The following is a 20791-nucleotide window of genomic DNA, read 5'->3' as shown; positions in this document are numbered from 1 at the left end:
ATAAGAATAATTATTTCAACCTTTGCTAAAAGAATATATATCATTAATTTATCCAAAAAAATAAAAGGAGTTTCATCTCCTTTTATTTTTGCAATTATTCGTTTACAACATTGACATCTTCTTGCATAGCTTCTTCATAAGCCGCTAATATAGAAGATTGCATTTTTTCTCTTGTGTCAGTGTTTATAGGATGTGCGATATCCTTAAACTCTCCATCAGGTGTCTTTCTACTTGGCATTGCAATGAATAAACCATTTTGTCCTTCGATAACTTTAATATCATGGACAACAAATTCATTATCAAAAGTTACAGAAACTATAGCTTTCATTTTTCCTTCTGTAGCTATTTTTCTGATTCTAACGTCTGTGATTGTCACTTCACTTCACCTCCAGTTGCTTTATAATAGATATATTTCTATAAAAAGTTTTAAAACCCTTTTTTTTACTAAAATTTCTTATTTATCTAAAAGCAACTGTAGATTTTATATTATTTAATAAATTCTGATGGTCTTACATGTAGTTCTTCTGTATTCTCATCAAATTCTAATTCAATAAGGGCTATGTACTCACTAGCTCTCTTATTTTTTATACCTATATTATCAACTAACACACCTGTTCCTACTAATTCAGAATCAAATTCTTTTAAAAGGTCTTTTATCCCTTGAGCAGTTCCACCACCTCTTAAAAAGTCATCTATAAATACACATTTGCTTGATGGTTTCATTGACTTTTTAGCTAAGGACATTTGTTGAATTCTTCCGCTTGTTCCTGAAACATAATTTATAGTAACAGTTGGTCCTTCTGTTATTTTGTTATCTCTTCTTATTATAACTAACTCAATTCCTAAACATTTAGCAACTTCATAAGCTAATGGAATACCTTTAGTTTCTACAGTTACTATATAATCAATATTCATATCTTTAAAATATGAAGCTAAAATTACACCTGCTTTACTAATTATTTGAGGATTATACATTATATCTGTTAAGTAAACAAAATTTCCTGGTACTATTCTGCCTTCTTCTGTTAGTAAATCACATAATTCATTGCAAAATTCTAACTTACTTGCACTTCCCATATCTGGTATAAACTTTATTCCACCTGCTGCTCCTGAAATAGTTTCAATTTTACCCATCTCTAATTTTTCTAATAATTCTCTTACTATTACTATATCTTCACTTATTGTAGATTTAGCAGCATTTAAAAGTTCCGAAAATTTATTTAATCCAACAACTTTGTTAGGAGTCTCTGTCAATATCTTCGTAATGGCAACAACTCTATTGTTTCTACTTAATTTTTCCATAACCCTTTTCCTTCCTTTTTATTCAAAATCCGAATTATTCCAACTTCAATTCGCCCTAATATTCATATTCTATTCTATATTACTTCTATTATCAATAGTTTTAACTACTTAATTTTAAATAATTCTTACAATTATAATTGAATTTTATATTTATATCCATAATTTTTTTATATATTTATGAAAATTTGTGTTCAACTTCATAAATTTGTATATAATTATAAATGAAACTATTCTATTTAAAAGGAGTTGATATTTTGTCTTTTGATTTAAATACTGATAAAAACAAGAAAGTTCACTTCATCGGTATAGGCGGAGTAAGTATGAGTGGACTTGCTGCTGTTTTATTAACTAAAGGATATAAAGTTTCTGGTTCTGATGCAAAAGAATCTGAAGTGTTAAATAAATTAAGAAAATCTGGTGCTGAAATATACATAGGTCACAATAAAAACAACATTAAAAATGTGGATTTAATAGTATATACTGCTGCAATTCCTGCTAGTAATCCAGAAATAATAGAAGCAAAAGAAAAAAACATTGAACTAATGGATAGAGCCGAGTTCTTAGGATATATAATGAAAGGTCATAAATATAATGTAGCTGTAGCTGGTACTCACGGTAAAACTACAACTACTTCTATGCTTTCGCATATAACTTTAAATGCAAACCTTGACCCAACTATTTTAGTTGGTGGTGATGTTGACGCTATACATGGTAATTTTAAAATAGGTGAAAGTGAATATTTCGTTACTGAAGCTTGTGAGTATAAGGCATCTTTCCTAAAATTCTTTCCTTACATAGGAATAATATTAAATATTGATGCAGATCACTTAGATTATTATAAAGATATAAATCATATAGAAGACACATTTAAAAAATTCTCTGACTTAATTCCATCAGATGGATATTTAGTTGGTTGTGCAGAAGATGCTAGAGTTATGGAAGTTTTAAATTATGCAAAATGTAATACTATAAGTTATGGTATAAATAAGGGTGATGTAACTGCACGTAATATAAAGTTCAATAATAGAGGTTGCGCAAGCTTTAGAGTATTTAAAGATGATACCTATCTTTTCGATATTGAATTAAATACAACAGGATCGCATAATATATTAAATGCATTAGCTAGTATTTGTACTTCTCTTATATTAAATATACCTCATGAATATATAGTTGAAGGTTTATTTGATTGTAAGGGAGCTCACAAACGTTTCGAGCATAAAGGTGAATTTAATGGGGCTACAATAATTGATGATTACGCTCATCATCCTGTAGAAATTGCTGCTACTTTATCAACAGCTAAGATTATTCCTCATAAAAAAATATATTGTGTTTTCCAACCACATACTTACACAAGAACTAAAACTCTTTTTGAAGAGTTTACTAATTGCTTTAAAGATTCAGATGAACTTATTTTAATGGACATATATGCTGCAAGAGAAAAAGATACTGGTCTTATTTCATCTGATCAATTAGGAGATGCAATTAGAGCAACTGGTTTAAATTGTATAAATCTTCATACTCATAAAGATGTTGCAGATTATCTTGCTTCAAAGGTTGAAAAAGACGATTTAATTCTTACTGTTGGAGCTGGAGATGTTGTTAAAGTAGGAGAACTTTTACTAAATAGATAAAAATTAAGAGGTGATTTTAATGGATTTATTAACTCAAATTAAAGCTTCTGCTGATTTCATATTAAGCAAAAGTAATTACAAACCTGAAATTGGACTAATACTTGGTTCTGGACTAGGATCTTTAGCTGATTCTATAGAAAACCCAGAATTCTATAATTACTCTGATATTCCTAATTTCCCTACTTCAACTGTTGAAGGCCATGCTGGAAGATTAGTTATAGGAACTTTAGGTGGAAAACAAGTTGTTGCAATGCAAGGTAGATTCCACTATTACGAAGGATATTCTATGGAAAAAATAACTTTTCCAGTAAGAGTTATGAAATTATTAGGAGTATCAAAGCTTATAGTAACTAACGCTTGTGGTGCTGTTAATAAAGATTTTAACGCTGGAGATTTAATGGTTATAACTGACCATATAAACTTCTCTGGTTCAAATCCTTTATTCGGACATAATTTAGATGAGTTTGGGCCAAGATTCCCAGATATGTCTGAGGCATATAACTTAGAATTAAGAAATAAGGTATTAAATGTAGGTAAAGAACTTGGAATAGATTTAAAACAAGGTGTATATGTAATGTTCTCAGGTCCAACTTATGAAACTCCAGCTGAAGTAAAATTCGCTAGAATTATGGGTGGAGATGCTGTTGGTATGTCTACTGTTCCTGAAGTTATAGTTGCAAATCACTGTGGAATCAAAACAGTTGGTATCTCATGCTTAACTAACATGGCTGCAGGTATTTTAGATCAACCTTTAAATCATGAAGAAGTTATCGAAACTTCTGCTAGAGTTAAAAATGACTTTATAAAATTAATGAATAGAGTTATTGAAGTAATTTAATACTTAAAAATATAACTTTCTAATAAAAAGTCGGCATAAAGCCGGCTTTTTCATCTTTTTTTCTCAATTTTGAAAGAAAATTTTTTTCATTTATTCTCATAACATTCCCCTTACTGAGCCTCTACTTTATATAACGAAATATTTATATTAATCTTACACTTTCCATATAAAAATTTTATCATAAAAAAATAAGAGCTAAGTTTAACTTAACTCTTATTATAATTAACTATCTTTTACATATTACCTAATTAACTATTGCCTATTTAAATTACAGTAATTTCTTTAGTAACTGAATTTAGAACTTCACATCCATCCTTTGTTACAAGAACTAAATCTTCAATTCTTACTCCTATATTATCTTTTAGGTATATACCAGGTTCTACAGAGAATATCATTCCAGCCTTTACTTCATCATGATTTACTGAACTTACATTACCAAAATCATGAACTTCAATTCCTATACTATGCCCTGTTCTGTGAGTAAAATATTCTCCATATCCAGCATCAGTTATTAAGTTTCTAGCAGCCTTATCTATATCTGAGAATTTAACTCCTTCTTTTATTATAGAAATAGCCTTTTCATTAGCATTTTTAACTATATTATAAATTTCAGCATGCTCTTTACTTGGTTCTTTCCCTATAAAGACTGTTCTAGTCATATCAGAGCAGTAGTTTTTATATCTTCCACCAATATCTAAAACTACACTATCTCCAACTTTAATCTTATCCTTACCTGTTCCATGATGAGGATCTGCTCCATTTGGACTAGTAGCTATTATTGGAGAGAATGAAAATCCTGATGCACCTTCTTCTTCATATATCTCTGATAAAAGATTAGCATAATATTTTTCAGAATTTCCTGGTTTTAAATTCTTCCAAAGCTTTAGCATAACGGCATCATTAATTTTAGAAGCTTCTTTCATTATTTGAATCTCTTCTGCATCTTTAATAGCTCTTAACATATCAATTATTGGTGATGAATTTGTAAATGTTTTAACTACATTTCTCTCCATTAAGTCAATTAAGAAAGTTGCACGAAGATCTTTATCTACACCTAAAACTTCCCCAGCCTTAACTATCTTAGCTAATCTATCTATTGGATTTTCAATATCATCGTACCAAACAATTTCTACACCTAAGTCTTCGTGTATAGGGAAAAGCTTATTTACTATAAATTTATGATTTCCATTAGCATCTAAATATAATGCTAAAAATCTCTCACCTGGATGAATCATTTTTCCTGTTAAGTAAAAAATAGATTCAGGCGATGTAACAAGTATTTGAGATAAATTATTTTTTTCCATTTGAACTAATACATTTTTAACTCTTGAATCTTTCATTTTTCATACCTTCCATTCATATTCCTATTTAATCATTTTAATTTATAAAAAAATGAGTTTCTTTAATAAATAATACTTCAAAATTTTTATAATATCTATAACTTTGAATTTATTCTTTTATTAATAAATTTGAATGTTATAATTATATTATTAGTAAATAGGAGGAAATAAATTTATGAAAATAGCTGCAATCTCAGACATTCACGGAAACTTATATGCACTTATGAAAGTGCTTGAAGATATAGATGAACAAAAAGTTGATAAGATAATCTGTCTTGGTGATTTAGTAGGATATGGACCACATCCTAATGAAGTAGTTGCTTTAATAAGAAGAAGAGAGATTCCATGTATAAAGGGTAATTACGATGCTTCTGTTGTAGATGGTGATTATACTTATATTAGAAATACAACTATAAATTCTTTTTCTTTACCTTGGGCTGTTAATGAAGTTAGAGTTTCTAATAAATACTATTTAGATTCTCTACCTCTTAAATTAGAATATTCTATTAATGGAGTTAATATAGTATTTACTCACGGAAGTCCTGAAAAAATAAATGAGTACTTATTTGAAAATGGAGAAAATACCGTTCAAGCAATGAACAACTTTACAGGTGATGTTTTAGTTTGTGCACATACCCACATACCTTCTTGCAAAAAATTTGATAATAAACTTTATATTAATGTAGGTAGTGTAGGAAAACCTAAAATTGGTCGCCCTAACTGCACTTATGCACTTATAGATATTTCTGATGACGGTGAAGTAAATGTTTCTATTAGAGAAATTGAATATGAATTCAAAAGAATAGTTAAGGATTGTGCTATGTTAAACTTCCCTAATTCAATAACTCACTCTTATGAAAGTGGCCAAGAATAACTTTTAGTACCGTTAGTTAAATAATTATATTTCTTTGATGTTTAGAAGTAATTTGCTTATTCAAAGAGATAAATATAGCCTTCAGCTAGTGTATATTCTAGCTGAAGGCTTTTTTATTAATTAAATTTATATTTTTCATTCTATGACTCTTTAAGTGTACCTACAACAGTTCCATTTTTTAATATATCCAAATTATTTGAATGACACCCTTCAAAGTATGCTGTTAAATCCTGTCCTGCCATTAAACCATAATGCATTCCACCTTGCCATTGTAGAATTTTTGTAAAGTCATATACGACTCCATTTACAGCTGCATAAACTGGCATTCCATTTTTACCATTATACTTGCTTAATTCCTGCTTAGTAAAAACCCTATCTCCTCTATTTTCTTCTTTTAACTTACCAACTACTCTTGCTTTCTTTATTAAATTTAACTTTTTACTATGACACTTATAATACTCTTCAGTTAATACTTGGCCTGCTAACATTCCATGATGTTGTCCATTTTTCCACTTATTTATTTTACTTACATCATAAATTATCCCATCTATAGCTATATAAGGCGGCTTTCCATCTTTCCCATTAAACTCAGAAAGCTCTTGCTCTGTAAGTATAATCTCCTCTCTTTCAATATTATGTTTCTCGTTACTCTTTTTCTTTCTTTTCCTATTTTCATTACTATCATTTTCTTTCTCTTCGATATTATTATCAATACACTCATCATTATAATCATTTTCATTATTCTCTTTAGTATTCTTAATATCCTTATCCTCTTTATGTTTCTTATTTTCTAAATGTTTGTTTATCTCATCACATATATTACTAATAGATTTAAGTATGTTATCTATAGATTCTTTAGGATAGTCTTGAATTGATATCTTTAGTCTATTTAGTTCTTCATATTTTTCTTGTAAAAAATCCTTCTTATTCATTACAACCTCCAATGAATACTCTATAAATATATATTATGAATTTAGGTTGCAAATGTTAGTAAAGTATTGTAAAATCGAATTATTAAAATTAAGGTAGAGTTTAATAAATCTAACTTATAACCTTAACACTAATTAAGATTTATTCATATAATTATATTAACTATGATGAGAAGAGTAACTTTTAAATGTAGTCTTAGCGAGTAAGGGATGGTGTAAGCCTTATACGAAGTTAAAAGCGAAGAACATCTCGGAGTTTCTAACCGAAAAAGCAATTGCTTGTGTAGGCTTAGACGGCTAAATACCGTTAATAATTTACTAAGTGGCCTTTTTAGGCAATTTGGGTGGTACCACGTAAGTAATCCTTTCGTCCCATATTTTATGGGAACGAGAGGTTTTTTATTTTATTTAATAATGTTACAAGGAGGTAAAATTTTATGAAAAACGAAGTTTTAGTTAAATCACTTTACAGAAATTCTGAAGAGTTTTTCTCTAAGGATATTGTTATATCTGGATGGATAAGAACTTTAAGAGCATCTAACGCATTTGGGTTTATAGAAGTAAACGATGGTAGTTTCTTCAAAAACGTTCAGGTGGTTTTTGATAATAATTTAGAAAACTTTAAAGAAGTATCAAAGCTTCCAATAAGTTCATCTATAAAAGTAATGGGTACTTTAGTTGCTACACCTGAGGCTAAACAACCTTTTGAAATACAAGCAAAAGAAGTAGTTATTGAAGGTATGTCTGATTCAGATTATCCACTACAAAAGAAAAGACATACATTTGAATATTTAAGAACAATAGCTCACTTAAGACCAAGAAGTAATGCTTTCTCTGCAGTATTCAGAGTACGTTCAGTAGCTGCTTATGCTATCCATAAGTTCTTCCAAGACCAAGGATTTGTTTATACAAACACTCCAATCTTAACAGGTAGTGACTGTGAAGGTGCTGGAGAAATGTTTAGAGTAAGTACTTTAGACTTAGATAACATTCCAAGAACTGAAGATGGAAAAATAAACTATAAGGAAGATTTCTTTGGAAAAGAAACTAACCTTACAGTTTCTGGTCAATTAAACGCTGAATGTTACGCTTTAGCATTTAGAAATGTTTATACTTTTGGACCAACTTTCAGAGCTGAAAATTCAAATACAGCTAGACACGCTGCTGAATTCTGGATGGTTGAACCTGAAATAGCTTTTGCTGACTTACAAGATGATATGGAGTTAGCTGAAGCAATGTTAAAATACGTAATCAAATACGTTATGGATGAATGTCCTGAAGAAATGGCATTCTTTAATCAGTTTATAGAAAAAGGACTATTAGATAAATTAAATCACATAGTATCTTCTGATTTCGGAAAAGTTACTTATACTGAAGCAGTTGAAATGTTAAAGAATTGTGGTAAGACTTTCGAATATCCAGTTGAATGGGGAATTGACCTTCAAACTGAACATGAAAGATATTTAACTGAAGAAATATTCAAAAGACCAGTATTCGTTACTGACTATCCAAAAGACATTAAGGCATTCTATATGAGACTTAACGATGATGGAAAAACTGTTGCAGCAACTGACTGTTTAGTTCCTGGAATAGGAGAAATCATCGGTGGAAGCCAAAGAGAAGAAAGACTTGATGTATTAAAGGCTAGAATGGCTGAATTAAATCTTAAAGAGGAAGATTACTGGTGGTATTTAGAGCTTAGAAAATACGGAGAAACTAAGCATGCTGGATTTGGTCTTGGATTTGAAAGATTAATAATGTACATCACTGGTATGTCTAACATAAGAGACGTAATTCCATTCCCAAGAACAACTGGTCAATCAGACTTCTAAAAAAATAGAGCCCTAAAAGGGTTCTATTTTTTTAACTTTTTTTATTTTTTTACAAATATGTTGTATATAAATTCTAATTTAAGTCCATACTTATAATGTAATAACAACTTGCATTTAATGCAGGTCCCATCCCCCCATTATTAATGAAAAAGCGCGCAAGCGCTTTTTTTGTGTTCTTTTATAATAATCCATCTAAAAACTTAGTTATTAAGCAAATTCTAATATTCTAAAATAGATATTTTGTCTCTAAGTAAGCTCTCTTTTACATCTATTATTCTTTGATTACTAGACCCTCTAAATCTAAGTCCATCCTCCTTTTTATCCAATTGAAATTTTCCATCTACTAATACATCAATATTTTCAAGCAATTCTCTAACTTCATTATCATTTTCCATCTTTTCTAATAGACTCTCAAATGTATATCCTGTATAACACCATATATTTAATCCAGCATCTTTAAAAGCCTTAGCCATATATGCAAATTTATCTGCTTGTTCTAAAGGGTCTCCTCCACTAAAAGTTACACCTTTTATCATTTTATTTTTTAATACATCTTCTATAAGCTCATCCATATTTCTTACTTCTCCACCTGAAAAGTCATGTGTTTCTGGATTAAAACAACCTTCACAATTATGTTTACAACCTTGTGAAAAAAATACTCTTCTCATTCCCGGTCCATTTACTAAACTTTCATAAGCAATACCTGATAATCTTACTTCCTTTACCAATATAACCACCTCATATATCATTAAACCTATTTATTCTTAGCTAATTAATATATCTGCAAAACTCTTCAACAACTTCTATCGTAGATACAGTTTCACCTAAATCTATTATTAACTTTATCTACGACACTCATAACCTCCCTATCTTAATTTTAAAATATATTATTGTATTATTTTGACTTTATCCATATTTTTAAAAACACTAAACTAACTATAATAATTATTAAAAAAATAAAGTTACCTACATTAATGCTAGTAACTTTATTTCTTTGAAATCATCTATTTATAAGAATTTTTCTTTCCGCTAAAATGACAATACCTATCTTGTCTTTCTTCATATTTTCCTGGGCCAAACCTTTCATCTAAACTTAAATATCCTGTTACTCTGGATACTCCTTGAATATTACTTCCTTTGCAGTTTGGACAAGTTACTTCATGACTAAATAAATAATTACCACAATCCTTGCAATATCTTATATGAAAATTTATTCCTACATAGCTTATATTAGTTTCTTTATAAGCATAGTTTAATATATCCATGATAGTCTCCGGTGATGGCCTATCATCAACTTCTATATAAGATATATGTCCTGCGTTACAAAGCTTATGATAAGGTGCTTCAATATCAATTTTATCCTTTATTGATATTGGGTATTTTACTGGTATGTGATAACTATTAGTGTAATATTCCTTATCCGTTACACCTTCTATAATTCCATAAACCTTTTTATCATTTTTTATAAATTTTCCTGATAAGCCTTCTGCTGGAGTAGCATAACAGCTCCAATTTAAATTAGTCTCCTCAACTAATCTATCTGTATATTGCCTAATAAAACCTACTATCTTTAGTCCTAATTCTCTTGACTCTTTACTCTCACCATGATGCTTTCCAGTTAAAGCAACTAGTGCTTCAGCAAGGCCTATAAAACCAATTCCCCAAGTTCCTTGCTTTAATATTGGTTCAATAGAATCATCCTCTTTTAACCCTTCTGAGCCCCTTAGTAGTCCTTGACCTGCTACAAAAGGTAAATCCTTAACTTTAAGATTTTTAAGAACTCCATATCTATTTAGGAGTGCTTCTTTTGCTAATGATAATCTTTGTTGTAATATTTCAAAAAACTTATCAATATTTTTTCCTGATTCTATAGCTACTCTTGGAAGGTTTATTGTAACTGGTGCTATATTTCCTCTTCCTTTACAACCTGGCTCTCCATTAACATTTTTCATTAAATAAGTCCTACATCCCATAGTTGCTGGCATATATCCCTTATCATAAAATTCTTTATTGAAATCTGCATCTATATTCATAAATGTAGGATTCATTCTTTTAGATGCTACTCTACATGCTAATTGATATAGATAATGATATGGATCTTTAGGCTCCCTATTTACACCTTCTTTTACTCTAAAAATGATATTAGGGAATATAGGTTGTTCTCCCTTTCCTAATCCTTTTTCATATTCTTCTAAAAATGCTTCGCATACAAGTGCAGCATCTCTTGTATATGGAATACCTAAATTTATAGAACTAAATGGAACCTGTGATCCTGCACGAGAATGCATAGTATTTAGATTAAATACTATTCCTTGCATAGCTTGATGAATTCTCTTATTTAATTTTTTTTCTACTAATTCATCTAATCTTTCCTCGTCAATTCCAAGCTCCTCTAATTCCTTTCTTATTTCTTGTCTTGTAGGTTCTATGAATACACTTATATCGTTATCGAAATCTGGATGAGATTGACCTCCAAACATATCATTTTGACTTGATTGAAGTAATATGCAAGAAAGTTCCGCTGCAGTTTCTATTCTTTTTGGAGGACATATTGTTCCATAACCTGTATTAAAGCCTTTTTCCAAAATCTCTTTTGTTGGTATATGAAGACAATTTATTGTAAGATTATAAGAGTCTAAATCATGAAAATATAACTCTCCATTTTCATGTGCCTTTGCTAAGTGCTTAGGCATAGTAGCTAAATTGTGCCATTTATTAGATTCAGAAGCTATTCTCAATAACTTTGAACTAAAATTATTCCCAACATTCGCGTTATCTCTATCAGTTTCGATTCCTATCTTATTAATCGCTTTCATCAAATCTGATTTTATCTCTCTAACTCGTGTTCTTTCAATTCTGTAAGTTGAATATACCTTTTGAATTTTTTCATATCCGCTATCATTTAAAGCTTTTTCAACTAAATTTTGTACTTCTTCTACAGATACTTTTTCTTTTCCAGTCATCTCTATATAATTTATAGCTTTTTGTACGATATCTAATACTTGGCTTTCTCTAAGGTTATATTCAATCTCCTTAGCAGCTTTTTTTATAGCATTAGCAATTTTATCTGAATTAAATCTTACTTCTCTACCATCCCTCTTTACCACATATAGCATTTTCTTCACTCCCTACACACAATATCTTGTATTATAATTATAATTTTTTTAAAATTTTAAAGCAATTTCGATTTACCTATATAGCTGGTAATCTAGCCTTATTTTTGAATGTTTTTTTATTTTATCTTCCTTTTTTAACACTTATTAAATATGTCTATTTTATTTTAAATTGTACAAAATATATAACAGATATTATCAATACTGATAACTATATATACATTATCAATATTGATAATGATATCTTTTATGATATAATAAAATTAATAAAATAATTTCGGAGGATTAATTATGCAAAAAATTGCTTTAATAACCGATAGCGGTAGTGACCTAAGCTTAGAAGAACTTAGAGAATATAATGTAAACTTATTACCACTTAGAATTTCTTATTCTACTGGTGAATATCAAGATAAAATAGATATAAAAGCTAGTGATGTTTATGCGAACTTAGATAAAGAGGTACCAAAAACATCTTTACCAAGCCCAGAAACAACTGAAAAAATACTAACTAAATTAGAAGAAGAAGGATATACTCATGTAATAGCAATATGTATATCTGGTGGTCTTTCTGGAACAGCTAATTCATTAAGATTAAGCTTAGAAGATCATCCTAACCTTACTTCTTATGTTTACGATACTAAAATCTTAGCTTATCCTGAAGGTGAAATAGTTATAGAAGTATCAAAGCTTATAAAGTCTGGAAAAACTTTCGAAGAAATAATCGAAGCTCTACCTAAAATTCGTGAAAAAATAACTGGTTACTTTACTATAGATACCTTAGAATATTTAAAAAAAGGTGGAAGAATCGGAAGAGTTGCCGGAACTCTTGGAGAAATGTTAAATTTAAAACCTATAATTACAACAGATGAAAATGGTGTATACTACAATATTGTTAAAGCTAGAGGCAGAAAACAAGCTTTATCAAAACTTACTGATATATTAAAAACACACCTTGCAAAAAACAAATGTGATGTAACTGTACTTCAAGGTGGTTGTGAAGCTGAAGCCATCAAATACATGGAGTCATTAAAAGGATTAGACAACATTAATAGCTTAAAACTTTCTGAAATCAGTCCTGCTCTTGGTGTACATGGCGGTCCAGGATTAATGGGCTTCTGTGTAAAGGTTGTTGATTAATAATTATGGCTAATTATGATTTTAGCAACATAGAAGATCTAAAGGCAGAAGAAAAGAGGCTCCATGAAGAGTATAAGCAAAAACTTTCTGAACTAAAAAAGGTTCAGAAAGAAAAAGAAGCTGTTGGGCAAGTATTCGCTAAAGGACTTTTACCTATATATGTTTTATATATATTAAGTATGGGACCTACTAACGGCAACGACATATCAACAAAAATATCTGAAAGAACAAAAGGACTTTGGTCTCCTAGTACTGGTGGTATATATCCATTATTAAAAAAGCTAGAAAAAGAAGGCCTAGTTGTTGGTGAATGGAATGATTTAAAAAAGAAAACTCAAAAATTGTATTCTTTAACTCCTCTGGGTGAAAAGGAGTTTTCTTACAGAAAATCTTTATTAAAGCCAAAGATTGAAGAATCTTTAAAAGTATTTAGATTAGTTTATGGTGATTTGTATTTATAAATTTTACACTTAAGGGAAAACCTTAGGTGTATTTTTTTTTAAAATTACATAAACTAACACAAAGTTATCTAAGGAGGAATAAATATGAAAGGAACTATTTTAGATTATACGCCAACGGAAGTATTTGTCTTATTAGAAGATGACTCAGTTGTTACTCTACCATTATCATCATTCAGCCATACATCTCCAATAGGTAGTAATATAAGTTTAGATAGATTGTACAACGGCACTTATAGTATTAATTATAAACCTTCTAACATACATGATAAATCTATTGACTTTTTTTAGAAATTTATATAATATATCTTATATAAGGTGCTAGGGGTGCCAATTGGCTGAGAGATGATTTTATCATTAACCCTTCTTTACCTGATCTGGGTAATACCAGCGTAGGGAAGCTATATACGGATTTTTATTATTTTCGTTTAACTGGTACCTCTTGCGCAAAACAAGGAGGTATTTTTTTATGACAAATTTTCTAGCAACCTTATCAGAAAATTTTAAAACACTATTTAGTAGTCCATTAACACTACTAACATTACTTGCATGCGGTATTTTACTAATTGCATTTATCAAATTTAAATCTATAAAATTTAATGCTCAACTTATGGCTAGAATTGGACTAGCTTTAGCATTAGCTATCATATTAGATATGATAAAGCTTTACACATTCCCTAATGGTGGTGGAAGCGTATCTCTTGGTAGCATGATTCCTATATTTATAATCTCATATGTTTATGGACCATCTGTTGGGATATTTACAGGATTCCTTTTTGGCTTATTAAAGCTAATGATTAATCCGTATATATTAAGTCCTATTCAAGTACTATTTGATTATCCTCTTCCATTTATGGCTGTAGGGATAGCTGGCTTCTTTAGGGATAAAAAACTAATTGGAGCTACTGTAGGAATGTTTTTAAGATTTATATGCCATTTTATTTCTGGAGTTGTTTTCTTTGGTGAATATGCACCTGCTGGTATGTCTCCTGCAATATATTCATTAGCAGTAAATGGTCCAGCTGTAGGTGTAGAACTTTTAATTTGTTTAGTAATATTAGGATTACTACCTTTAAATCAAATATTAAAAACACTTAATCCGAGTTCAAATATTAATATATAAAAAAAGATGCCCATTAGGCATCTTTTTTTAATCTACTGATATTGCACTTACTGGACAGCTATTAGCTGCATCTTGTGCTTCATCTTCTTTTCCTGCTGGAACTTCATCCACTATTGTATGTGCTTTTCCGTCATCATTCATATCAAATACTTCTGGACAGATTGATGGACACATTCCACATCCAATACAAGTTTCTTGATCTACGTTTGCTTTCATAATTATCACCTCTTATAAAAAATCACAATACTAATTTTCCCCAGATGGTGATTTTTATGTATCGCTTTTTACTTTTTAATATAATCCTTCAAAAATTAAACTATATAAGCTATTATCTTTTATATATTCCTCTGCTCTTCCTTCGTTGACAGCCTCAGTTAATTCTAAGTTTATAGGTAATTCTCCTAATAAAGGCAATCCTAAATATTCTGCATGCTCCTCTGATGACTTATTGCTAAATACTTTTAATTTCTTATCACAATCTGTACATACTATATATGCCATATTCTCAATTAAACCTTTAATTTTTATATTCATTTTCTCAGCCATAGATACTACTTTCTTAACTATCATAGAAACCATATCTTGTGGCGTTGATACTACTACAAGCTCATATATAGGAAAACTTTGCATTATAGTTAGCGTTATATCTGAAGTTCCTGGTGGCATATCAATTATTAAGTAATCTAATTCTCCCCAATTTGTATCAGTAAACATTTGAGTAAGAACTCCAGTTACTACTGGTCCTCTCCATATAACTGGCTCATCTTCCTTTGGTATTAAAAGATTCATAGACATTACTTTTATTCCACTCTTAGTTATAACTGGTTCAAAAATCGCATTATTTTCATCCACAGCTATCATTCTAGCTCTTTGTTCATTTATACCAAAGAATCTTGGCATTGATGGTCCTGTTATATCGGCATCTAATACTCCAACCTTATATCCTTTTTTAGCTAAATTAACTGCTAAAATCCCTGATACTGTAGACTTTCCAACTCCACCTTTTCCACTTATAACTCCAATTACATTTTTTATTTTTCCATGTTTTATTGATATTTTTCCACAATTATTTTCTGCTGATTTACTAGCATTGCAGCTTGCTTTACTTGAACATGTTGAACAATTTCCCATTTCTCTCTCCTCCTTACCAATCTTTAGGTTTATTGTTTGCTTCACTTACTTTAATATTCCATTCCTTAAATTCATTCACTGCAGTTATGAAATATTCATCAGTGTATTTTTGTATTCTATCATTAACAGTTATCTTCGTTTTATAATTTGTACTATCATATCCTCTATTTTTAACTGTTATTACTAAATCAAAATTTTCATCATTGTTTTTTACTAAGTCTATATTAGGAGCTATTTTTCTAGCTTTTTCTAAAAAGCTCTTTAAATCAATTGAAAATACGTATTTTAAACATTCAATATCTCCTTGAATATTTATTCCTATATTATAATCACTTAGCTTTATTTTATCTTTAATAACATTTAATACATCTAAAATTGATTGATAGTATATATAATCAAAATCTCTTGGTTTTCTTATAAATGAAAGATTCTGTATTATTCCTTCATCTAACCTCTTAGATGTTGTGAAAATATCATTATCATTGTAAAAATTACCTTCATCAGAACCAACTACATAATAAAAGTTTCTTACTTCTTCACCTATTTGAAATTCAAATATATAATCAGGCTCTAATGTTGACTTACTTTCGCTTACTTTTGATTTTGCTAAGAGTTGATACATATTTTTTATAGCACTATCCTCTGTTACAATAAACTTAAAACCTGGATCTCTAGTACTTTGAATACTAATTTTACTTACATTATTATTATTTAAAAACTCAAAATACTCATTCCTAATTCCAAATTTTTTCTCTATACTTTCTATAGGATTACATCCTCCTAAGATAGTCATAGTTACTAGAAAAATTGATAACAAAGTTACTTTTGCTTTTCTTGTCATTTTTTTCTCCTTTATATACCTTTTAATTAAAGTAATTAGGAGAAGTATAAATACTTCTCCTAATTATAAATAATTATAATACTTTAATTAATTAATCGCAAACATTAATGTTACATATTTCCTATACATTTCCCAATTATTGCATAGGAACAACCACAGTTGAGTTCTTATAATCATAGAACATTAACCAACATCCTACTTCATCACTGTCATTATCATTTACCCATGTAACAAATCCAGTCTTTCCATCATAAGGTTGTTCATCTTTATCTTTCTTTCCTGGAATTCCATAAACTATATATTTTAAGTTTCCTTCAGAATCACATTTATATCCTAACATAAAATATCCATGTTTTTTAATATAAGGATAGTAGTTAAGCATAGGATAATACGCTAAAGTATATTTATTATAATTAGACATATTACACATTTCATATAAATCATTTACAGGAACCTTATACCATTTTGTATATTTAACTTCCTTATATTTACCCTTACATCTTTCGAATCCGTTAGCTACTGCTTCAAAATATTCTCCTATACTACCTCTTATATCAGAAGCATCTGGGTCAAATTCCTTAACGGCTTCTATTTGTTCTTCATACTCTTCAAACTTACCTCTTAAGTTTTCCCTAGGAACATATGGAACTTCCTCTACCTTCGGCTCTTCTACTTTTTCTTCTTCTACTTTAGTCTCTTCTGTATTTACTTCTTCTGCCCTAGGTTCTTCTTGAACCTTATCATTATTATCATCTTTACTAATTGAAGAAATTTCTACAGGTTTATCATCATCATCTCTCTTTTTATGTTCACACTTATCTGATTTCTTTTCTGATTTTTTATCTGACTTTTTATCATCCTTACAGTCATCTTTCTTAGGCTTTTTCTCCATAGTTATTGGTTTATGTTCATTGCATTTTACAACCTTATAATTCTTCCAATTGTCTGAAGGTTGTTCACTATTTAAAAATCCACACATAACATATATAGGTAGTCCATCTTTCATTTTAGTCACAGCAGCTCCACATATCTTATCAAAGCTAACTCCTAATCCACCTATATTAGACGCATCATACTCTTTTGTTATTTCTCCCTTACCAGTATCACTTATTACTATTTTTCCAAGATCGATTATTTGTTTGCAATCTTTCTTACAGCAGATAAGTACCATATGATAATCATCAGTATCTTTTTTCAAGTTTTGAGCATAGAAAGAAACTTTGCATTTTTCTGCTCTTGCTTCAATCTTAGAATATCCTGATAGCGTTTTACCTGTTGCATTAGAATATCCTCTCTCGTCTTCTTGCAATATTATAAAGTTTCTATACAATTTATTGTTACTTGCCACTCTATAGAACCTCCAATTTATATAAATTCCATATATTATATGCATTGCATAGCCAAATATGTTAATAATTAAAACTGAAGAATTTATAATTATTAATTAATGAAAAAAGCCAGCTTTCGCTGACTTTAATTATTAATTATTTAAATTATTTCATTTATACAATTAGATAATGTTGCAAATTCTTGTATAGTTAGTGTTTCTCCTCTTCTCTTAGGATCAACTCCAGCCTTTTCAAATGCCTCTTCTAATTTTTCTTTTGCTGGTCCAATGCTCTTTACGCCATTCCATAAAGTTTTTCTTCTCATATTAAATGAATTTCTTATTATATCAAAGAATAATTTTTCATTATCTACCTTTACTTTTGGTTCATCAAGTTTATCTAATCTTATAACTATAGAATCTACCTTTGGTCTTGGTATAAAACAAGCAGGTGGTACTTTTCTAACAATCTTAGTATTACAATAGTATTGAACCAATAAAGTTAATGCACCATAATCCTTATTACCAGGTTCTGCATTCATTCTCTCTGCTACTTCCTTTTGAATCATTATAGTTAATGATTTAAACTTATGCTTTTCCTTCAATAGCTTTACTATTATTGGAGTTGTAACATAATATGGAAGATTAGCAACTAGTTTTACGCTTTTCTCGTCACCTATTATCTCATCAAAGTTTACTTTTAATGCATCATTATGTATAAGACTAAAATTAGAATATCCTCCTAATTCTTCTGTAAGTATTGGTATTAGGGTATCATCTAATTCTATAGCTACAACTCTTTTAGCTATTTTTAATAATTGAGCTGTTAATGTACCTACCCCTGGTCCTATTTCTATAACTAAATCCTCTGGACCAACATCAGCTCCATCTACTATGTCTCTTGGAACAGATTGATCTACTAAAAAGTTTTGTCCTAAGCTTTTAGTAAATTTAAAATTATATTTTTTAACCAATTCGGCTGTTTTTACATCTTGTATATCCATCTATTTACCCTCTTCTAATTTTTTATCTATTTTATTTATAGCATTTATAAATTCTTCTTTAGTAATTCCGTAATTATTTAATCTAGATAACATTTGATTTGCATTACCATATCCTATTCCTAGCTCTTTTCCTAGTTCAATTCTTCTTGCCTTAGAATTACTATCTCCAGTAAGCTTGAAATAAATCATATCCTCATAATCAAATACTTTTTCTTTTACTTCTAATGTTACCTTAGCTCTATTTAATGCTTCTATTATAACTTCAGGAGTTGCATTTTCTACACCTATATCATCGCCCTTAATTCCGTCTTCTTGAGCAATATAAGCATGCTTTATCCCTGGCACTCTTTTAGCTATTATTTTTCTTATTTTTTCTCCAGCGAAATCTGGATCAGTAAGAACTATTACACCTTTTCTCTTTTGGGCTTCTTTAATTCTTGCTATTACCTTTGCATTAATTCCAAATCCACCAACTGCTATCATTTCTGCATCTACTGCTTGCTTTACTGCAGTAATATCGTCTCTTCCCTCTACTACTATAACTTCTTTAATCAAAGTACTATCTTCCTTTCATAGTATATCTTATATTACTGTATCCCTATATCTCTATTATGTCAAACTTTATAATAGCAAATCCACTCTTATAAAAAATTAGAATTTACATTTTTTATAATATATATTTTTATTTGTACACATATAAAAAGAGGCTAGTCCAAACTAACCTCTTTCCTTTACCATTCTCCTGGATAAGCTAATATATATACAGGCACACCATATTTTCTACCCCAACTGGTAGCGTGATCGTGACTATTTACATATATATCAATTATACTTCCTTGAATAGCTCCTCCTGTATCTGCGGCAACAGCTTTTCCATAGCCATCAACATATACTAATGATCCTAGCGGAATTACTCTTGGATCGACAGCTATAGTACTTATACCATTAGGGTTGTACACTGGAACAGTTCCAGTAGCGGTGATTCCATCACCTGTATAAGCTGTAGACTCACAATACAGAAGTTCTTTATAATCAAGAACCTCTCCACTTCTACTTGCGAAGGTCCTTCTTGTTCCCTGAACAATTATTTCATTTACTGGTTCGGCTACTACCTTAGAACCTACTACTTCTCTAGAAACCTCTTTGCCATCTTTTTTCAGTACTCTATAAGTAATTTCTTTTTGCCCAGGAACTCCTTCTTGTCTAATTTCTTCAACACTTATGTCTAAACTTCCATCTTCTTCTGTAACTGTATCAAATTGAATTGTCTCAGTTGCGACTTCTTTTACCTCTTCAACCTTAACTAATTTAATTTGTAAATTCTTTTGTATTTTTGTATCAAGATTAGGCTCAACCTCATCTATATTCTTTATAAATTCAATTCCTTGTGACTTAAGCGCTTCGTATTCAGCATCTAACATATCTTCTACAGTTTTTTCAGCTGTTAAAATTGATAATTCCTTATCCATTGTTATTAACTGAACCTCTACAGCTTTCGTAATTGTTATCTTTTCGCCTTCTGATAATCTGTCATCTAAAGCTGGCTGCACTTTGTCCTTTTCAGTAAGTTCTATTCCTTGATCTAATACTAGATCTTTAACAGTCCCTTTAAACGTTGTAACTTTTACTTCATTTCCATCTACAACTAACGTTACAGTTTTTCTCAGACTCGCTACAGATAATGCTATAACTACCGTCACAATAGCACATAACAAAATCTTTGCCTTAGGACTATTAGAAAAATTTCTTTTAAGGTATTCCTTACATTTTTCTATCATCTACCTAAACCTCCTTTGGCAAGAGTGTATTTGAATTATATTATAATTCAATACTTTTTGTCAAATTTACCACTCTTACTATATTTAACTACTAAAAATGTACCACTGTACATAAAAAATAAAATAAATAAAA

General features: G+C 29.6%; 21 protein-coding genes, 1 riboswitch and 1 other annotated feature. Of the genes, 8 read left to right on the top strand and 13 right to left on the bottom strand.

The genetic code is table 11. From position 1 onward, the window contains the following. Positions 1 to 94 precede the first annotated feature (94 nt). Both spoVG and purR read right to left on the bottom strand, forming a co-directional pair. Positions 95 to 376: a septation regulator SpoVG gene (gene spoVG, locus H8S10_RS01835; protein ID WP_055265069.1), complete on the bottom strand. Its 282-nt coding sequence runs from the start codon at positions 374 to 376 to the stop codon at positions 95 to 97. Between the two features lie 110 nt (positions 377 to 486). Continuing rightward, positions 487 to 1302, bottom strand: a complete 816-nt coding sequence (gene purR, locus H8S10_RS01830) for a pur operon repressor (protein WP_186837754.1) — start codon at positions 1300 to 1302, stop codon at positions 487 to 489. A 254-nt stretch (positions 1303 to 1556) separates the two neighbouring features. Between purR and murC the strand changes: the two genes are divergently transcribed. Together murC and H8S10_RS01820 are read left to right on the top strand one after the other, a co-directional pair. Continuing rightward, the gene (gene murC, locus H8S10_RS01825) at positions 1557 to 2933 is read left to right on the top strand and encodes a UDP-N-acetylmuramate--L-alanine ligase (RefSeq protein ID WP_186837753.1); all 1377 of its coding nucleotides are present in this window, start codon (positions 1557 to 1559) and stop codon (positions 2931 to 2933) included. A 19-nt stretch (positions 2934 to 2952) separates the two neighbouring features. After that, complete coding sequence (locus H8S10_RS01820; RefSeq protein WP_055265075.1) at positions 2953 to 3771, top strand: purine-nucleoside phosphorylase; 819 nt, start codon at positions 2953 to 2955, stop codon at positions 3769 to 3771. Positions 3772 to 4034: 263 nt separating this feature from the next. On the opposite strand, the gene H8S10_RS01815 is transcribed toward H8S10_RS01820, so the two are convergent. Beyond that, a complete protein-coding gene (locus tag H8S10_RS01815; RefSeq protein WP_055265077.1) occupies positions 4035 to 5111 on the bottom strand; it encodes a Xaa-Pro peptidase family protein in 1077 nt (358 codons plus the stop codon). A 175-nt stretch (positions 5112 to 5286) separates the two neighbouring features. Here H8S10_RS01815 and H8S10_RS01810 point away from each other — a divergent pair, with 175 nt between their 5' ends. Further along, positions 5287 to 5985, top strand: coding sequence for a metallophosphoesterase family protein (locus H8S10_RS01810; protein ID WP_055265079.1), 699 nt, complete (start codon positions 5287 to 5289; stop codon positions 5983 to 5985). 140 nt (positions 5986 to 6125) lie between these two features. On the opposite strand, the gene H8S10_RS01805 is transcribed toward H8S10_RS01810, so the two are convergent. Continuing rightward, entirely contained in the window at positions 6126 to 6917 is a 792-nt protein-coding gene (locus H8S10_RS01805) for a cytochrome b5 domain-containing protein (RefSeq protein WP_186837752.1), read from the bottom strand. 153 nt (positions 6918 to 7070) lie between these two features. Then, positions 7071 to 7292, top strand: a binding site (T-box leader). A gap of 59 nt (positions 7293 to 7351) precedes the next feature. Here H8S10_RS01805 and asnS point away from each other — a divergent pair. Next, the gene (gene asnS, locus H8S10_RS01800) at positions 7352 to 8746 is read left to right on the top strand and encodes an asparagine--tRNA ligase (protein ID WP_055265083.1); all 1395 of its coding nucleotides are present in this window, start codon (positions 7352 to 7354) and stop codon (positions 8744 to 8746) included. 218 nt (positions 8747 to 8964) lie between these two features. Here asnS and nrdG read toward each other — a convergent pair whose 3' ends face one another. Together nrdG and nrdD are read right to left on the bottom strand one after the other, a co-directional pair. Next, complete coding sequence (gene nrdG / locus H8S10_RS01795; protein WP_186837751.1) at positions 8965 to 9474, bottom strand: anaerobic ribonucleoside-triphosphate reductase activating protein; 510 nt, start codon at positions 9472 to 9474, stop codon at positions 8965 to 8967. A 276-nt stretch (positions 9475 to 9750) separates the two neighbouring features. After that, entirely contained in the window at positions 9751 to 11862 is a 2112-nt protein-coding gene (gene nrdD, locus H8S10_RS01790) for an anaerobic ribonucleoside-triphosphate reductase (protein ID WP_055265087.1), read from the bottom strand. 288 nt (positions 11863 to 12150) lie between these two features. Between nrdD and H8S10_RS01785 the strand changes: the two genes are divergently transcribed. From H8S10_RS01785 to thiT, 4 genes are all read left to right on the top strand, one after another. Continuing rightward, positions 12151 to 12996 carry a DegV family protein gene (locus tag H8S10_RS01785; protein ID WP_055265089.1) on the top strand — a complete coding sequence of 282 codons (846 nt, stop codon included), beginning with the start codon at positions 12151 to 12153 and terminating at the stop codon, positions 12994 to 12996. Positions 12997 to 13001: 5 nt separating this feature from the next. Continuing rightward, a complete protein-coding gene (locus H8S10_RS01780; protein WP_055265091.1) occupies positions 13002 to 13457 on the top strand; it encodes a PadR family transcriptional regulator in 456 nt (151 codons plus the stop codon). A gap of 84 nt (positions 13458 to 13541) precedes the next feature. Continuing rightward, on the top strand, positions 13542 to 13745 hold the full coding sequence (locus H8S10_RS01775; RefSeq protein ID WP_055265093.1) for a hypothetical protein: 204 nt from the start codon (positions 13542 to 13544) through the stop codon (positions 13743 to 13745). A gap of 22 nt (positions 13746 to 13767) precedes the next feature. Further along, positions 13768 to 13870: riboswitch (TPP riboswitch) on the top strand. A 53-nt stretch (positions 13871 to 13923) separates the two neighbouring features. Continuing rightward, the gene (gene thiT / locus H8S10_RS01770; RefSeq protein WP_055265095.1) at positions 13924 to 14577 is read left to right on the top strand and encodes an energy-coupled thiamine transporter ThiT; all 654 of its coding nucleotides are present in this window, start codon (positions 13924 to 13926) and stop codon (positions 14575 to 14577) included. Positions 14578 to 14604: 27 nt separating this feature from the next. Here thiT and H8S10_RS01765 read toward each other — a convergent pair whose 3' ends face one another. The 7 genes from H8S10_RS01765 to H8S10_RS01735 all read right to left on the bottom strand — a co-directional run bounded on the left by H8S10_RS01765 (position 14605) and on the right by H8S10_RS01735 (position 20658). Then, complete coding sequence (locus tag H8S10_RS01765; protein WP_055265097.1) at positions 14605 to 14793, bottom strand: ferredoxin; 189 nt, start codon at positions 14791 to 14793, stop codon at positions 14605 to 14607. 75 nt (positions 14794 to 14868) lie between these two features. Further along, positions 14869 to 15708, bottom strand: coding sequence for an Mrp/NBP35 family ATP-binding protein (locus H8S10_RS01760; protein WP_055265099.1), 840 nt, complete (start codon positions 15706 to 15708; stop codon positions 14869 to 14871). Between the two features lie 13 nt (positions 15709 to 15721). After that, positions 15722 to 16549: a hypothetical protein gene (locus tag H8S10_RS01755; RefSeq protein ID WP_055265101.1), complete on the bottom strand. Its 828-nt coding sequence runs from the start codon at positions 16547 to 16549 to the stop codon at positions 15722 to 15724. A 136-nt stretch (positions 16550 to 16685) separates the two neighbouring features. After that, positions 16686 to 17897, bottom strand: coding sequence for a hypothetical protein (locus H8S10_RS01750; RefSeq protein WP_055265103.1), 1212 nt, complete (start codon positions 17895 to 17897; stop codon positions 16686 to 16688). Between the two features lie 140 nt (positions 17898 to 18037). After that, on the bottom strand, positions 18038 to 18880 hold the full coding sequence (gene rsmA, locus H8S10_RS01745; RefSeq protein ID WP_055265105.1) for a 16S rRNA (adenine(1518)-N(6)/adenine(1519)-N(6))-dimethyltransferase RsmA: 843 nt from the start codon (positions 18878 to 18880) through the stop codon (positions 18038 to 18040). After that, entirely contained in the window at positions 18881 to 19435 is a 555-nt protein-coding gene (gene rnmV, locus H8S10_RS01740; RefSeq protein WP_055265107.1) for a ribonuclease M5, read from the bottom strand. A 176-nt stretch (positions 19436 to 19611) separates the two neighbouring features. Beyond that, positions 19612 to 20658, bottom strand: coding sequence for a 3D domain-containing protein (locus H8S10_RS01735; RefSeq protein WP_186837750.1), 1047 nt, complete (start codon positions 20656 to 20658; stop codon positions 19612 to 19614). Positions 20659 to 20791 lie beyond the last annotated feature (133 nt).

It is taken from the genome of Clostridium sp. NSJ-49 (assembly GCF_014287725.1).
In the GTDB taxonomy this organism is placed as follows: Bacteria; Bacillota; Clostridia; order Clostridiales; family Clostridiaceae; genus Clostridium; species Clostridium disporicum_B.
Note: the sequence above shows the minus strand (reverse complement) of the source record. Positions and strands in the feature narration are given on the sequence as shown.

Coding starts and splice junctions, on each gene's coding strand:
- H8S10_RS01760 (WP_055265099.1), bottom strand. CDS start 15,708: ATGGGAAATTGTTCAACATGTTCAAGTAAAGCAAGCTGCAATGCTAGT.
- H8S10_RS01755 (WP_055265101.1), bottom strand. CDS start 16,549: ATGACAAGAAAAGCAAAAGTAACTTTGTTATCAATTTTTCTAGTAACT.
- H8S10_RS01780 (WP_055265091.1), top strand. CDS start 13,002: ATGGCTAATTATGATTTTAGCAACATAGAAGATCTAAAGGCAGAAGAA.
- thiT (WP_055265095.1), top strand. CDS start 13,924: ATGACAAATTTTCTAGCAACCTTATCAGAAAATTTTAAAACACTATTT.
- H8S10_RS01810 (WP_055265079.1), top strand. CDS start 5,287: ATGAAAATAGCTGCAATCTCAGACATTCACGGAAACTTATATGCACTT.
- H8S10_RS01785 (WP_055265089.1), top strand. CDS start 12,151: ATGCAAAAAATTGCTTTAATAACCGATAGCGGTAGTGACCTAAGCTTA.
- H8S10_RS01805 (WP_186837752.1), bottom strand. CDS start 6,917: ATGAATAAGAAGGATTTTTTACAAGAAAAATATGAAGAACTAAATAGA.
- rsmA (WP_055265105.1), bottom strand. CDS start 18,880: ATGGATATACAAGATGTAAAAACAGCCGAATTGGTTAAAAAATATAAT.
- H8S10_RS01765 (WP_055265097.1), bottom strand. CDS start 14,793: ATGAAAGCAAACGTAGATCAAGAAACTTGTATTGGATGTGGAATGTGT.
- H8S10_RS01815 (WP_055265077.1), bottom strand. CDS start 5,111: ATGAAAGATTCAAGAGTTAAAAATGTATTAGTTCAAATGGAAAAAAAT.
- H8S10_RS01820 (WP_055265075.1), top strand. CDS start 2,953: ATGGATTTATTAACTCAAATTAAAGCTTCTGCTGATTTCATATTAAGC.
- nrdD (WP_055265087.1), bottom strand. CDS start 11,862: ATGCTATATGTGGTAAAGAGGGATGGTAGAGAAGTAAGATTTAATTCA.
- purR (WP_186837754.1), bottom strand. CDS start 1,302: ATGGAAAAATTAAGTAGAAACAATAGAGTTGTTGCCATTACGAAGATA.
- H8S10_RS01775 (WP_055265093.1), top strand. CDS start 13,542: ATGAAAGGAACTATTTTAGATTATACGCCAACGGAAGTATTTGTCTTA.
- H8S10_RS01735 (WP_186837750.1), bottom strand. CDS start 20,658: ATGATAGAAAAATGTAAGGAATACCTTAAAAGAAATTTTTCTAATAGT.
- asnS (WP_055265083.1), top strand. CDS start 7,352: ATGAAAAACGAAGTTTTAGTTAAATCACTTTACAGAAATTCTGAAGAG.